This is a genomic window from Streptomyces sp. NPDC039736, assembly GCF_055596485.1.
Genome location: NZ_JBVIUQ010000007.1, coordinates 158,899 through 172,463, shown reverse-complemented (window position 1 = coordinate 172,463; position 13,565 = coordinate 158,899). Strand labels below are relative to the sequence as shown.

Sequence of the window (13,565 nt, the reverse complement as noted above, 5' to 3'; positions counted from 1 at the left end):
GCGGACCGGCCTACCCGGGAAGCTGCTCGGTGTTCTGGTTGGCCGTCAGCAGCCAGCGGCCGTCCTCCTTGGCCATCACGTAGAGCGGCGAGGTCGGGTTGCCGGTCGGCTCGCCGTCCAGCGTCAGGTACTGGCCGCGCGCCTTCACCGCCGCGACGTCGGGGCGGATGAACAGGACGTCGACCAGTTCGTAGCGGACCGATCCGTTCGCCATCGAGCCGGGCAGTGCCCGGCGGGTGAACGCCGCGATCTCGTCCAGGCCGGTGAGCAGCTTGCCGTGGGCGGTCGTCCAGATGGCGTCGGAGCGGAAGAGGCCCAGGAACTCGTCCGGGAGCTCGTGGACCTGGGAGTGCTCGATCGTGGCGACGACCTGCTCGATGGCCTTGAGGTCGGCGGCCCGTACGGATGCGTCGGTGGGTGCTGTCGTGGAGTTCATGCACCGGAGTCTGCTGCCTCAACCGCGGTTGAGGTCAAGGCCGTTTCCCGGGGCCGGCCGGCCCCGCCCGCGGGCGGCGCCCCGCTCTCACGGCGCCACGCGCCGGCATCGCCAGGTCGCGTTCGGCGGCGTCCTTGAGGCGGTGCGCCGGGCGTCCGCCGCCGGGCCGGACGGTGAACGCCTCCTCACCGCAACGGGCCGGCTCCTCGCTGAGCACCGCCGAGACGGCGGCCAGGCCGAGCAGCCCTTCGAGGGCATCCCGGTGGGTGCGCGCCCGCGGCGCGGCCGTGTACCGGGGCGTCAGGGCGTGCGGTTCCTCGCGTACGGAACGGTCGTGTACGACGTCGAGGCCCTGGAGGTGCTGCCCGAGGGCGTCCGTGGCGAGGAGCACGCCGCCGCGCTGATCACGTCCTGCGGCCGGCGCACCAGCGGCTGCTGACACGCGGACGTGCCCGGACCGGCCGAGGCCGGTCCGGGCACGTCCGTGCGGATCGCGTCCGCACCCGCTCCCCCGGCGAGCGGACGGTCGCGGGGGAGCCGGTCGGGAGGGTCAGGCGGGGGTGATGTTCTCCGCCTGCGGGCCCTTCTGCCCCTGGGTCACGTCGAAGGTGACCTTCTGGCCCTCCTGGAGCTCACGGAAACCGGAGGCGTTGATGTTGGAGTAGTGGGCGAAGACGTCGGGGCCCCCGCCGTCCTGCTCGATGAAGCCGAAGCCCTTTTCCGCGTTGAACCACTTCACGGTTCCAGTTGCCATGCTCAATGCCTCTCACGTGTTGCAGAGCCCGCACTGCGCAGGCCCGGGATGGATCATCCCCCGGCAGTGCCCGAAAAAACAGGGCTTCCCGGGGGAGATGCCGAACTCCTCTCCCGTATGGCCCTGCCGGGCGGTCCTGAAACGGGCGGCGCCCGGCTAGAGGACCAGTGACAGCAGGAGCACCAGCGCGCCGGCGACGACGGAGATGATGGTCTCCATGACCGACCAGGTCTTGACGGTCTGGCCGACGTTCATGCCGAAGTACTCCTTGACCAGCCAGAAGCCCGCGTCGTTGACATGGCTGAAGAAGAGCGAGCCCGCACCGATCGCGAGAACCAGCAGGGCGGCGTGCGCGGTGGTCATGTCGGCCGCCAGCGGCGCGACCAGACCGGCGGCGGAGACCGTCGCGACGGTGGCCGAACCGGTGGCCAGACGGATGACGACGGCGATCAGCCAGGCGAGCAGCAGTGCGGGGATCGCCCAGTCCTGGGAGATCTGCAGGACCATCTGACCGACGCCGGAGTCGATGAGGGTCTGCTTGAAGCCGCCGCCCGCGCCGACGATCAGCAGGATGCCGGCGATCGGGGCGAGGGACTTCTCGACGGTCGCGGTGATCCTCCCCCGGGTGAACCCGGCGGCCCGGCCCAGCGTGAACATGGCGACGAGCACGGCGGCGAGCAGGGCGATCAGCGGCGATCCGATCACGTCGAAGACGCGCTGGACCGTGTGCTCGGGGTCGTCCACGACGATGTCGACGAGTGCCTTGGCCAGCATCAGGAAGACGGGCAGCAGCACGGTGGCGATGGTCGCGCCGAAGCTGGGGACCCGGCCGGCGGCCGCTCCCGGCTCGCCGCCGGCCCCGTCGCCCTCTTCGGACGGGCGGCGCGGGATCATCTTCTCGGGGGCCGGGATGTCCACCCAGCGGGCGGCGACCTTGGAGAACAGCGGACCGGCGATGATCACGGTCGGGATCGCGACGAGCACGCCGAGGGCGAGCGTGACGCCCAGGTTGGCGCCGACCGCGTCGATGGCGACGAGCGGGCCGGGGTGCGGCGGGATCAGGCCGTGCATCACCGAGAGCCCGGCGAGCGCGGGGATGCCGATGCGCATCAGCGAGTAGTTGCCGCGCTTGGCGACCATCAGGACGACCGGGATCAGCAGCACGATGCCGACCTCGAAGAACAGCGGCAGCCCGATGACGCTGGCGATCAGCACCATCGCCCAGGGCATGGAACGCCCGCCCGCCCGGGCGAGGATGGTGTCGACGATCTTGTCCGCGCCGCCGGAGTCGGCGAGGAGCTTGCCGAGGATCGCGCCGAGCGCGATGAGTACGCCGACGCCCGCGACCGTCGAGCCGAGCCCGTTGGTGAAGCTGGTGATGGCCTTGTCGAGCGGGGCGCCCGCGAAGGCCCCCAGGGCGAGCGATCCGATGGTCAGCGCGAGGAACGCGTGCACCTTGAACTTCGTGATGAGCAGGACGATGACGGCGATGCCCGCGAGAACGGCGATTCCGAGCTGCGCGTGGCCCGCCGAGGTGATCGGCTCTGCGGCACCCGCTGCCAGCGTCTCGACGCTGAGACTGGTCACGGTTTCTTCCTTGCAGGAGAGGTGGTTCGGGGGGAGGGGTTCAGGAAAGCCCAGGAAAGGGATGGAGGGGGGTTACGGAACACGCAGCGGCGTGCTGCCCGTGTCCGCCCGGGCGCGCAGGGCTGCGGCGGCCCGCTCGGCGATCTCCGCGGGGCTGCCCACGACGTCGACCTCGACGCCCGTCTCGTCGGGGCCCAGCGGCTGGAGCGTGGCGAACTGCGAGTCGAGCAGCGCGGTGGGCATGAAGTGCCCCCGCCGCTGCGCCATCCGGTCCGCGATGAGTTCGCGGGAGCCGGTGAGGTGGACGAAGACGAGGTCCTCCCCGGCCGCGGACCGCAGCCGGTCGCGGTAACTGCGCTTCAGCGCCGAGCTGCTGACCACGCCTCCGCGGCCCGCCCTGCCGCGGATCCAGGCGCCGATGGCGTCCAGCCACGGCCACCGGTCGTCGTCGGTCAGCGGGATGCCGGCCGACATGGTGGCGATGTTCGCCGGGGGATGGAAGTCGTCTCCCTCGGCGTAGGGAACGCCGAGCTGTGCCGCGAGCAGGGGGCCGATCGTGGTCTTGCCGGTTCCTGCCACGCCCATGACGACGACGTGGGGAGTATGCATGCGCTGCCTCGCTGTCTTCTTCGACATTTCGCACGGCGGCCGGTCGTGCGTCACGCCACTGAAACCCATCTGGTCAGACAAATTCAAGAGCCTGTGACTTAAAAGTCATACTTAATCTGCCGGAGGGCGCCTCGTAGTCTGGTGCCATGACTGCACAGGCCCGATGGCTGCACGCCCGCGTTCTGGAGACCCTCGGGCCCGCCATCACCGGAGGCGCGTACCCCCCGGGAAGCGTTCTGCGGACGGACGAGCTCGCCCAGGAGTTCGAGGTGTCGCGCTCCGTGATGCGCGAAGCGGTCCGGGTCCTGGAGTCCATGCACCTCGTGGAGTCGCGGCGCCGCGTCGGCGTCACCGTGCTGCCCACCGAGGAGTGGAACGTCTTCGATCCGCAGGTGATCCGCTGGCGGCTGGCCGGCGCCGACCGGCCCCGCCAACTGCGCTCCCTCACCGTGCTGCGCTCGGCGGTGGAGCCCGTGGCCGCCGGCCTCGCCGCCTCGCAGGCCACCGCCGAGCAGTGCGCGGCCCTCACCGAGTGCGCCATCGGAATGGTCGCCAACTCCCGGGGCGGGCGGCTGGAGGGTTACCTCCTGTACGACATCGAGTTCCACCGGACGATCCTGAAGGCCTCGGGGAACGAGATGTTCGCCCGCCTCGGCGACGTGGTCGCGGAGGTGCTCACCGGCCGCACCCACCACCGCGTGATGTTCGAGGACCCCGACCCGGCGGCGGTCACCCTGCACGTCAAGGTCGCCGAAGCGGTACGGGAGCGGGACGCGGCACGGGCCGAGGAACTGACCCGCCGGATCACCGTCGGCGCCCTGGAGGAGCTGGACGTCCTCGCGCCCTGACCGGCCCGCGGGAGCTGACAGGATGTCCGGCATGCTGAGTTCCGCCAAATCTGCCGCCGCCCTCCGCCGGGTGGCCCGTATATCTCTCGATCTGCTGCTGGTACTGGTGACCGTCGCGGCGGCGCTGTGGCTCGTGGGCCGGATGTGGTCGGTGTTCTGGCCCGTCGTGGTGGCGCTGCTGCTCACCACCCTGACCTGGCCGCCCGTACGTTTCCTGCGCCGTCACGGCTGGCGGCCCGCCGCGGCCGCCGGGGTGGTCACACTGCTCTTCCTGCTGGTGGTCGCCGGTGTCGTGACGCTGATCGCGCTGCCGGTGGCGTCCCAGGCGGGCCAGCTCAGCGACAGCGTGGTCGCGGGCATCCAGCAGGTGCGCGAATGGGCCGCGGGGCCGCCGCTGAACATCGGCGACGACCAGATCACCCGTGCCCTGGACGAGGCGGTCAAGCGCGTCCAGGACAGCGCGGGCAGTGTGCTCACCGCCTTCGGCACCGGTGTCAGCACCGTGGTCAACGGTCTCGTCACCGCGGTCCTCGCCCTGTTCCTGATGTTCTTCTTCCTCAAGGACGGCCCGCGTTTCCTGCCCTGGCTGGGCCGTCAGCTTCCGGGCCGGGCCGCCGTCGACGTCCCGGTCGTGGCGAAGCGGTGCTGGCGCACGCTGGGCACGTTCGTGCGGTCCCAGGCCCTGGTGGGCGCGCTGGACGCCGTCTTCATCGGCGTCGGCCTGTGGGTGCTGGGCGTTCCGCTGGTGCTGCCGCTGGCCGTGCTGACGTTCGTCTCCGCGTTCGTGCCGATCGTCGGCGCCCTGTTCGCGGGCTTCGTCTCGGTGCTGATCGCCTGGGTGTCCAACGGCTTCACGGACGCCCTGATCGTTCTGGTGATCATCGTGGTGGTCCAGCAGCTGGAGGGCAACGTCTTCCAGCCGATGATCCAGAGCCGGGGCCTGGGGCTGCACGCGGGCGTGGTGCTGATGGTGGTGGTGCTGGGCGGCAACCTGGCCGGAGTGGTCGGCAGCCTGCTCGCGGTGCCCGCCGCCGCCCTGCTGGCGGTGGTCTGGGCCTACCTCCGCGAACAGCTCGTCCCCGCCGTGCCCGAACCGGCGGCCGTCGCACCGGGGCCGGGGGACCCCGCCGCGGCGGACGAGGCGTGACCCGGCGGGCCTCCCCGGGGCAGCGGGCGGGTGACGCGCGCCCCGGCCGCTCCCCGGGGACCCCGCCGCCGGAATCAGCCGGAAATCAGATGGTCCGGCGGTGCACCCGGGCCTCCCAGGGGCCCAGCACGTCCGGGGCGCCCCCGAGCGCGTCCCCGGGGACGTTGGTGAGGAGGGTCGGGCTCTGCTCCCAGCCCTCGGGCAGGTCGACGGTGAGGTCGGTCGCCCCGAAGTTCGCCAGGACCAGCAGCTCGGTGCCGGATGCGGCGTCGCGGCGGGTGAAGGCGTAGAGCTGCTCGTGGTCCGGGTGGAGCAGCCGGAAGTCGCCGTGGGTGAGGGCGGGTTCGGTGTGCCGCAGGGCGATGAGGCGCCGGTAGTGGTGGAACACCGAGTCCGGGTCCGCGCGTTGGGCCTCCGCGTTGACGTGCGCGTGGTCGGGGTTCACCGCGATCCACGGGGTGCCGGTGGTGAATCCGGCGTGGCGCGTGCCGTCCCACTGCATGGGCGTACGGGCGTTGTCCCGTCCGCGGTGCCTCAGCCCGGACAGGATGCGCTCCTCGTCGACGCCGAGCGCGGACTGCTCGCGGTGGTGGTTGAGCGATTCGATGTCGCGGAAGTCGTCGAGGGAGGCGAAGGGGGCGTTGGCCATGCCCAGTTCCTCGCCCTGGTAGACGTACGGCGTGCCGCGGTGCAGATGGAGCACGGTGGCCAGCAGCTTCGCCGAGCGCTCGCGGTGGGCGGGGCTGTCGTCGCCGAAGCGGGAGACGGCGCGGGGCTGGTCGTGGTTGTTCCAGTACAGGCTGTTCCAGCCGGTGTCGCCCAGGCCGGTCTGCCAGCGTGCGAGGCTCGCCTTGAGGTCGGCCAGCTCCAGCGGGCGGACGTCGAACTTGCCGCCGGGGCCCTGGTCGAGGCCCACGTGCTCGAACTGGAAGACCATGTCGAGCTCGCGGCGGGCGGGGTCGGTGAACAGCCGGGCCTCCTCGACCGTGACGCCGGGCATCTCGCCGACGGTCAGCAGCCCGCGCGGGTGGTCCGCGAAGACCTCGCGGTGCATCTCCGCCAGGTACGTGTGGACGTGCGGGCCGCAGACGTAGTACGGGCTGCCGTCCCCGTACCGGGCGCCCTCGGGGACGACGCCGTCCGGCAGCCCGGGGGCCTTGGAGATCAGGTTGACGACGTCCATGCGGAAGCCGTCGACGCCCCGCTCCAGCCACCAGCGCATCATGGCGTACACCGCCTGCCGGACCTCGGGGTTCTCCCAGTTGAGGTCCGGCTGCTTGCGGGAGAACAGGTGCAGGTAGTACTCGCCGCTCTTCTCGTCGTACGTCCAGGCCGGGCCCGTGAAGAAGGAGCCCCAGTTGTTGGGCTCCGCACCCGGGGCGCCGGGCTCCTTCCCGTCGCGGGCCGGACGCCAGACGTACCAGTCGCGTTTGCTTCCCTCCCGGCCCCCGTCGCGGGAGGCGGTGAACCAGGGGTGCTCGTCGGAGGTGTGGTTGACCACCAGGTCCATGACGAGCTTCATGCCGCGCTCGTGGACGGCGGCCAGGAGCCGGTCGAAGTCGGCGAGGGTGCCGAAGAGCGGGTCGATGTCCTGGTAGTCGCTGATGTCGTAGCCGTTGTCGTCCTGCGGGGACGGGTAGACCGGGGAGAGCCACAGGACGTCGACTCCGAGCAGGGACAGGTGGTCGAGGCGCTCGGTGATGCCGCGCAGGTCGCCGACGCCGTCCCCGTTCGAGTCGGCGAAGCTGCGCGGGTAGATCTGGTAGACCACCGCCCGGCTCCACCAGGCGCGGCCGGGTCCGTCCTCGTCCATGGGCACGACGTACCTCCTGGTGTTCCTCGGTCCCGGTGTTCGCTCCGGGACATGCCCTCGCCACGGTCGCCGACCGCACCGCCCGCGTCCGCACCCCGCCGGCGCGGGACAATGGGCGGATGCCCCGTGAGCGTACGTCCCAGTCCTCTGCGGGCCGCCGGTATCCGGTGGCCGACGCGGCTGCCTACCTCGTCGGCCGCTGGAGCGTCGAGCGCGTCGTCCGCGACCTGACGGGCGGCGCGGAGGGGCGGTTCTCCGGGACGGCCGACTTCCGCGCCGCCGACGGGGCGGGGACGCTCGCGCACGTGGAGGAGGGCCGGCTCGACTGGGACGGCAGGACGTTCCCGGCCGGCCGTACGCTGCGGCTCCGCCCGCGCGGCGACGGGACGGCGGAGGTGGAGTTCGCCGACGGCAGGCCCTTCCACGACCTCGACCTGCGTGAGGGCCGCTGGCACACCGTGCACCCGTGCGCCGCGGACCGGTACGAGGGCACGTTCACGGTCCGCTCGGCGGACGAGTGGCGGCTGGAGTGGCGGGTCACCGGCCCCGCCAAGGACCAGTTGCTGCGGTCGGTCTACCAGCGGCGGCACACGGGCTGCTGACGGCCCCTCCCCCTCGGTGTGCGGCAGAGGCGTGCGGCACAGGCGTGTGTCAGAGGCGTGGGTCGGGACCGGCGGACATCCGGAGTGCGCGGGCGGGCCGGTGGCTGCCCGGGGGGCGCGGCCGGACGCCCCGGAGGCCGACACCCGGGGGCGGCGGCCAGGTGGCCGATCGCTTTCCCGCCGCACCGGGACAACCGCAGCTCAGCGGGTATACGGCCGTGCGTGACTTCCTCATCCGACCGGCCCGGGACCTCCGAGTCCCCGGCGGCACTCAAGAAGGCGCTGACCACGCCGCTGCTCTATTTCTTCATCCTCGGCGACGTCCTGGGCGCGGGCGTGTACGTGCTGGTCGGGCAGGTCGCCGCCGACAGCGGGGGCGCGGTGTGGGCGCCACTGGTCGCGGCGCTGTGCCTGGCGCTGCTGACCGCGGCCTCCTATGCGGAGCTGGCCACCAAGTACCCGCGTGCGGGTGGTTCGTCGCACTACGCGACGCTGGCGTACGGGCCCTTCCTCGGGTTCGTCGCCGGGTTCTGCATGCTGGCCGCCGGAATCGTGTCGGTGGCCGCGCTGGCCCGGGGGTTCGGCGGGGACTACCTGGCGGAGTTCGTCACCCTTCCCCTGGTGCTGGTCCTGGTGGTGTTCCTGGTCGCCCTCGCGCTGCTGAACGCGCGCGGCATCAGCGAGTCGACCCGGGCCAATGTGGTGGCCACGGTCATCGAGGTGGGCGGGCTGCTGCTGGTGATCGGTCTCGGCGCCTGGATCGTGCTGCGCGGCGACGGCGACCTGGGGCGGCTGACGCAGTTGGGCACCGCCGACAAGGGGCCCGTGGCGGCCCTGCTGAGCGGTGCGGTGCTCGCGTACTACTCCTTCGTCGGGTTCGAGACCTCCGTCAACGTGGCCGAGGAGACCCTGAATCCCCGGCGTTCGTTTCCCCGGGCGCTCTTCGGGGCGCTGCTCACCGCGGGCGCGGTGTACGCGCTGGTCGGCGCCGCGGCCGCCGCCGCCGTGCCGACCGAGAAGCTGGTGCGGTCCAGCGGGCCGCTGCTCGAAGTCGTCCGGGCCGCGGGCGCGGTTCCCACCGAACTGTTCAGCGTCGTCGCCCTGGTGGCCGTCGCGAACGGGGCGCTGCTCACCGGCATCATGTCGTCGCGGCTGGCGTACGGCATGGCGCAGGACGGGCTCCTGCCCGGATTCCTGACCAGGGTGCTGCCCCGGCGGCGCACCCCGTGGGCGGCGATCGGCGCGACGACGGCCCTGTCGCTGCTGCTGGCGCTGACGGGCCAGGTGGACACACTCGCCTCCACCCTGGTGCTGCTCCTGCTGGTCGTGTTCTTCCTCGTCAACACCTCGCTCCTGGTGCTGCGGCGCGACCGGGTCGACCACGACCACTTCCGGGCGCCGACCGCCGTGCCGGTGCTCGGCGCGCTGTCGTGCGTGCTGCTCGCGACGCAGATCGAGGGCGAGGTCTGGTTCAGGGGGCTCGTCGTGCTGGCCGTCGGCTGCGCGCTGGGGGCGCTCGCCGCGTTCCGCAAGCGCCGTCGGGGGGTCACACCGGGCGCAGGCGGGTGATCTCGTAGGTGAGGGCCGAACTGGGGGCCCGTCCGTTGCAGGTGAGCCGGAGCGCCGGGGTGCGCTGGGACCGTACGTCCACGTCGTACGCCGACAGGCCCGGCGCGCGGCCCGCGATGCGCAGGGACCACCGGTCGCCGTCGCGCGTGGCGCGTTGCACCGTGTACGCGTGGCGGCCCGCGGGACCGGCCCGGTGCAGCACTGCCGAGAGGGCGGCCTGTTGCGCCGGCGGGAGGTCGGTGTACCCGCGCAGGTGGGCGGGGTGGATGCGGTCGGCGAGGTGTTCCTCCACGGTGGTGGGGGCCGTACCGGCGTCGAGATTGCCGTAGTACACGCCGTCGGGGGCGACGAGGACGTTGGCGGCGAACCGGTCGCCGCCGACGTGCGTGCACTCCCACACCAGCTCGGGCCAGCGCTCGCTGAGGGCCCGGCCCACCGGGCGGCCGCGCACCGCGCAGCAGGTGTCGTGCACGCCGTGGGTGCACACGAGCAGGACGGGTGGGTGTCCGGTTTCGCCCGGTGCGACGAGGGCGTCGGCGATCGCGGCGAGGTCCTCGTCGCGTTGCCAGGTGCCCCACCGCTGGCGGTGGGCGCCGTCGGGCTCCCCGTGCAGGACCGCCCACCGGCGCGGCGCGTCGGGCCGGCGGCGGCCGTGGCGCCGGATCAGCAGGATGCGGGCGCGCAGGGACTGGGCGGCGGCGTAGACGCGGGCCTTGGTCGCGGGTTCCAGGGCGAGGCCGTCGAAGCCGTTGGCGGGCCAGCCGCCGTGGTACTCGACGAGAACCCAGATCGAGCCGTACGGCGCGGTGCCCGCCAGTGCGTCGCCGCGCCGGCGGGCGGCGTCCGCGCAGGAGAAGCGGGGCGGTGGCGTCGTCGTCATCGCGCGGGTGCCCGCGTCAACCCGTCGCGGGCACCACGACGCCCGCGCGCAGCAGTCGTACGACCAGTTCCCGGCCGAGTTCGTCCGCGGTGTGCTCCCCGCCGTCGAGCAGTCGCCGTACGCGCGGCAGCTCGGGCTCGGAGAAGTCCAGCCAGCCGGCCCGGGTGTTCAGGCGCCGCCCCTCCAGCCGTGCGGCGAGCGCTCCGCGCAGACGGACCGAGGTGTCGGCGGCGAGCTGTTCGGTGGCCGCGAGCTGGGACAGCGGGCCCATCGGCTCCGGACGCCCCTGGCTTCTGCGGGCGCGGTGGAACCGGGGGGCGGGATCGCTCGCGGCGAGGGCGGCGGCGAGCCGCTCCCGTACGAAGGCGAGTTCGTCGTCGGGCGCGTCCACGCCCAGCGGCAGCGAGGTCCGCATCGCGGGGTCGTCGCGCAGCAGCTCCAGGGCGGAGGAGACGAGTTGTTCGGCCAGCGCGTGGCGGGTCCAGTTGTGCACGCCGAGCGTGAGGTGGACGGAGACCTCGCCCTGTGCCTCGGCGGCGTGCAGCCAGCCCCGGGGCAGGTAGAGGACGTCGCCGGGTTCCAGCAGGGTGTCGATGGCCGGCTCGCCCCGGGCGGCTTCGGCGACGGCGGCCCGGTGGCCGGTCCAGGGCTGGTCGCGGAGCGGGTCGGGGTGGACGGGCTCATGGATGACCCAGCGCTTGGTGCCGGCGATCTGGAGCACGAACACGTCGTGCACGTCGTAGTGGGCGTCGAAGCCGCGGTTCTGGGGCGGGGTGACGTAGGCGTTCGCCTGCACCGGGTGGCCCAGTTCGGTGCCGAGGCGGGCGGTGAAGTCGGTGAGCGGCTGCCAGGTGCGCTGGAGCGCTTGCAGGACCAGGGTGGCTCCGTCGGCGAACGCGCGCCACAGGGCCGTGTCGTCCAGTTGGTCGCCGACGGTGGCGCCGACTCCGCCGGGGGCGGTGAAGGCGGAGTCGGGGAGGGTGGTTCCGTTCTTGGCGACCCGCAGGAACGGGGTCCGCAGGCCGCGCCGGGCGATGAGGTCGTCCACGGCGGCGGTGGAGAAGAGGTCGGAGAAGTCGCTCGCCCGGCGGGTGAGGAGGGGGGTGCGGGCCCAGACGTCGCGGGCGAAGTCGGCCGGGTCGAGGCTGATCAGACGCGACTCCAGGACACCGCGGCCGTGGTCGGCCGCGGTGTCCTGGAGGTCGGGGGAACCGATGCTCAACGTGCCCCGCCGTCTGCTCCGCCGTCGTGCACACCCGGAGTACCGGCGGCACCGCCGTCCGCGGGACCCTCGGCCCCGCCGTCCGCGCCACCGTCGTGCACGCCCGGAGTACCGGCGGCACCGCCGTCGGCAGGACCCTCGGCCCCACCGTCCGCGCCACCGTCATGGACACCCGGAGTACCGGCGGCACCGCCGTCCGCGGGACCCTCGGCCCCACCGTCCGCACCGCCGTCGTGCACGCCCGGAGTACCGGCGGCACCGCCGTCCGCGGGACCCTCGGCCCCACCGTCCGCGCCACCGTCATGGACACCCGGAGTACCGGCGGCGCCACCGTCCGCGGGACCCTCGGCCCCACCGTCCGCACCGCCGTCATGCACACCCGGGGTGCCGGCGGCTCCGCCGTCCGCGGGACCTTCTGTCTGGTTGGGGTCCTGGTCGTGGTGGGTCATGCTTCCTCCTGCGCGTCGGGGATACCTGCTGAGGGCCGGATGATGTTCGTCTTCGGCTCCCAGTACCCTTCACAAGCTCGCCCACTCCCGTCCCGGCGGCAACCGGAGATTCCGGGGCCCCCGCACCGGCCGTCGTCGACTCCGGTGGCCGGGCCCGGACCGTGGATCACCCGGCCGGGGCCTCGGCGGTGGGGACGGCGGCTCCCGGGGAGCGCAGGACCAGCAGGGTGATCTCGCTGGGGGCGAAGATCCGGAAGGGCGGTCCCCAGAAGCCGGTGCCGCGGCTGGTGTAGAGCAGGGTGCGGTCGCCGTGGCGAGTGAGGCCCGCGAGGGCGGGCTGGTCGAGGCGGACCAGGTGGTGGAAGGGCCAGATCTGGCCGCCGTGGGTGTGTCCGGAGAGCTGGAGGTCGACGCCGCCCGCCGCCGCCCGGTCGACGAACTTGGGCTGGTGGGCCAGGAGCAGGACGGGGTGCCCGGGGTCGGCGCCGTCGAGCGCCCCGGCGAGGTGCGCGCGGTGACCGGCGAGGCCGGAGGATTCGGCGGTGACGTCGTCCACGCCGGCGACGACGAGGGTGTCGCCGCCGCGTTCCATCAGCAGGTGGCGGTTGCGCAGCGGCTCCCAGCCCAGTTCGTCCATCAGGTCGACCCAGCCCTGGGCCTCGCTGTAGTACTCGTGGTTGCCGGTGACGTAGACCCGGGCCCGGGAGGCCCGCACGGTGCCGAGCGGGGCGGCCTGGGCGCGGCGGCGTTCGGCGGTGCCGTCGGCGATGTCCCCGGTGTGGCAGACGAGGTCGGCCTCCAGGGAGTTGACCGTCTCGCAGACGCGTGCGGACCACCGGGCGCGGTCGAGCGGGCCGTAGTGGGTGTCGGTGATCAGGACGACGCGCGTGCCGTCCAGACCGGCGCCCAGGCGCGGGAGCCGTACGTCGTGACGGCGCACCCGGGGGACCCGGCGGGCCTCCGCGCAGCCCCAGCAGAGCAGTACGACGGCTATGCCGAGGGTCGCCCAGGTGACGGTCCTGGCCCGGTCCTGGCCGTCGCCGACGCCGGTCACGGTCAGGGCGAGCCGCAGCAGGACGCCGAGCAGCACGGACCAGGTGAACAGGACCCAGACGGCGCCCAGCAGAGTGTCCCCGACGATCGCCGCCCGGTCCCGCTGCCGCTTGCCGTGACCGCGCACCATCGCGACCGGCATGCCGACCAGGCCGGCGGCGCACAGGACGGTGCCGGTCAGCGTGACGGGGAACGGCCAGTGCTGGCCCGCGTACAGCAGCAGCCAGCAGGGCACGGCCCACAGGAGCACGGGCGCGATGAGGGGCAGGTACCGCATCAGACGCTGCAACCCGCCGGGGCCTGCGGCGTGCGATGCGTCGGCCGACGCGGTGCCGGGAGACGCGTGCTCGGCCGACGCGGTACCGGGGGACGTGTTGCTGGCCGACGCGGCACCGGCGGGCGTGGCACCGGCCGCTGCGGTGTCGTCGGATCGGGATGCGCTGGTTTCGGTCACCGGTTCCCTCCCTGAACGGCCCTGAACGGCCTGGCTGCCGTCGCGCGCACTGTAGCCGGTCCGTTCGCGCGAGCCCGCAGCCGTCCATGACCGGTCTCCTCCCCCCTCCTCGGGCCGGAAGTCCCCCCGTTCACCTCCGAAA

At 73.1% G+C, this 13,565-nt stretch carries 13 protein-coding genes; 5 read left to right on the top strand and 8 right to left on the bottom strand.

What is annotated here, in order from left to right; all coding sequences use genetic code 11:
- Positions 1-10: 10 nt before the first annotated feature.
- Positions 11-436, bottom strand: coding sequence for an SgcJ/EcaC family oxidoreductase (locus ACZ56L_RS22815; RefSeq protein ID WP_345219589.1), 426 nt, complete (start codon positions 434-436; stop codon positions 11-13).
- A 142-nt stretch (positions 437-578) separates the two neighbouring features.
- Here ACZ56L_RS22815 and ACZ56L_RS22810 point away from each other — a divergent pair, with 142 nt between their 5' ends.
- Positions 579-875, top strand: coding sequence for a hypothetical protein (locus ACZ56L_RS22810; RefSeq protein WP_471065889.1), 297 nt, complete (start codon positions 579-581; stop codon positions 873-875).
- Between the two features lie 111 nt (positions 876-986).
- Here the strand turns inward: ACZ56L_RS22810 and ACZ56L_RS22805 are convergent, their stop codons facing one another.
- From ACZ56L_RS22805 to ACZ56L_RS22795, 3 genes are all read right to left on the bottom strand, one after another.
- A complete protein-coding gene (locus ACZ56L_RS22805) occupies positions 987-1,190 on the bottom strand; it encodes a cold-shock protein (RefSeq protein ID WP_345219587.1) in 204 nt (67 codons plus the stop codon).
- A gap of 156 nt (positions 1,191-1,346) precedes the next feature.
- Positions 1,347-2,777: a GntT/GntP/DsdX family permease gene (locus ACZ56L_RS22800; protein WP_471065887.1), complete on the bottom strand. Its 1,431-nt coding sequence runs from the start codon at positions 2,775-2,777 to the stop codon at positions 1,347-1,349.
- A 72-nt stretch (positions 2,778-2,849) separates the two neighbouring features.
- Complete coding sequence (locus ACZ56L_RS22795) at positions 2,850-3,386, bottom strand: gluconokinase (protein ID WP_401760075.1); 537 nt, start codon at positions 3,384-3,386, stop codon at positions 2,850-2,852.
- Positions 3,387-3,532: 146 nt separating this feature from the next.
- On the opposite strand from ACZ56L_RS22795, the gene ACZ56L_RS22790 reads away from it, so the two are divergent.
- A complete protein-coding gene (locus ACZ56L_RS22790) occupies positions 3,533-4,234 on the top strand; it encodes a FadR/GntR family transcriptional regulator (RefSeq protein WP_345219584.1) in 702 nt (233 codons plus the stop codon).
- Positions 4,235-4,256: 22 nt separating this feature from the next.
- On the top strand, positions 4,257-5,381 hold the full coding sequence (locus tag ACZ56L_RS22785) for an AI-2E family transporter (protein WP_345219583.1): 1,125 nt from the start codon (positions 4,257-4,259) through the stop codon (positions 5,379-5,381).
- A gap of 85 nt (positions 5,382-5,466) precedes the next feature.
- Here the strand turns inward: ACZ56L_RS22785 and ACZ56L_RS22780 are convergent, their stop codons facing one another.
- Complete coding sequence (locus ACZ56L_RS22780; RefSeq protein WP_471066285.1) at positions 5,467-7,194, bottom strand: alpha-glucosidase; 1,728 nt, start codon at positions 7,192-7,194, stop codon at positions 5,467-5,469.
- 119 nt (positions 7,195-7,313) lie between these two features.
- Here ACZ56L_RS22780 and ACZ56L_RS22775 point away from each other — a divergent pair, with 119 nt between their 5' ends.
- Positions 7,314-7,796, top strand: a complete 483-nt coding sequence (locus ACZ56L_RS22775; RefSeq protein ID WP_471065884.1) for a DUF6314 family protein — start codon at positions 7,314-7,316, stop codon at positions 7,794-7,796.
- Between the two features lie 222 nt (positions 7,797-8,018).
- On the top strand, positions 8,019-9,365 hold the full coding sequence (locus ACZ56L_RS22770) for an APC family permease (protein ID WP_401760069.1): 1,347 nt from the start codon (positions 8,019-8,021) through the stop codon (positions 9,363-9,365).
- On the opposite strand, the gene ACZ56L_RS22765 is transcribed toward ACZ56L_RS22770, so the two are convergent.
- The 3 genes from ACZ56L_RS22765 to ACZ56L_RS22755 form a co-directional block, all read right to left on the bottom strand.
- Positions 9,343-10,245, bottom strand: a complete 903-nt coding sequence (locus ACZ56L_RS22765) for a sucrase ferredoxin (RefSeq protein WP_471065882.1) — start codon at positions 10,243-10,245, stop codon at positions 9,343-9,345. The two genes, ACZ56L_RS22770 and ACZ56L_RS22765, sit on opposite strands and share 23 nt — an antisense overlap.
- Positions 10,246-10,261: 16 nt before the next feature.
- The gene (locus ACZ56L_RS22760; protein ID WP_471065880.1) at positions 10,262-11,467 is read right to left on the bottom strand and encodes a cupin domain-containing protein; all 1,206 of its coding nucleotides are present in this window, start codon (positions 11,465-11,467) and stop codon (positions 10,262-10,264) included.
- Positions 11,468-12,082: 615 nt separating this feature from the next.
- Entirely contained in the window at positions 12,083-13,258 is a 1,176-nt protein-coding gene (locus ACZ56L_RS22755; protein WP_471066282.1) for a metallophosphoesterase, read from the bottom strand.
- Between the last annotated feature and the right edge of the window lie 307 nt (positions 13,259-13,565).

Bases quoted from the DNA above. Each gene is read 5' to 3' on its own strand.
- ACZ56L_RS22795 (WP_401760075.1), bottom strand. From the start codon at position 3,386: ATGCATACTCCCCACGTCGTCGTCATGGGCGTGGCAGGAACCGGCAAG.
- ACZ56L_RS22765 (WP_471065882.1), bottom strand. From the start codon at position 10,245: ATGACGACGACGCCACCGCCCCGCTTCTCCTGCGCGGACGCCGCCCGC.
- ACZ56L_RS22775 (WP_471065884.1), top strand. From the start codon at position 7,314: ATGCCCCGTGAGCGTACGTCCCAGTCCTCTGCGGGCCGCCGGTATCCG.
- ACZ56L_RS22785 (WP_345219583.1), top strand. From the start codon at position 4,257: ATGTCCGGCATGCTGAGTTCCGCCAAATCTGCCGCCGCCCTCCGCCGG.
- ACZ56L_RS22790 (WP_345219584.1), top strand. From the start codon at position 3,533: ATGACTGCACAGGCCCGATGGCTGCACGCCCGCGTTCTGGAGACCCTC.
- ACZ56L_RS22780 (WP_471066285.1), bottom strand. From the start codon at position 7,194: ATGGACGAGGACGGACCCGGCCGCGCCTGGTGGAGCCGGGCGGTGGTC.
- ACZ56L_RS22815 (WP_345219589.1), bottom strand. From the start codon at position 436: ATGAACTCCACGACAGCACCCACCGACGCATCCGTACGGGCCGCCGAC.
- ACZ56L_RS22805 (WP_345219587.1), bottom strand. From the start codon at position 1,190: ATGGCAACTGGAACCGTGAAGTGGTTCAACGCGGAAAAGGGCTTCGGC.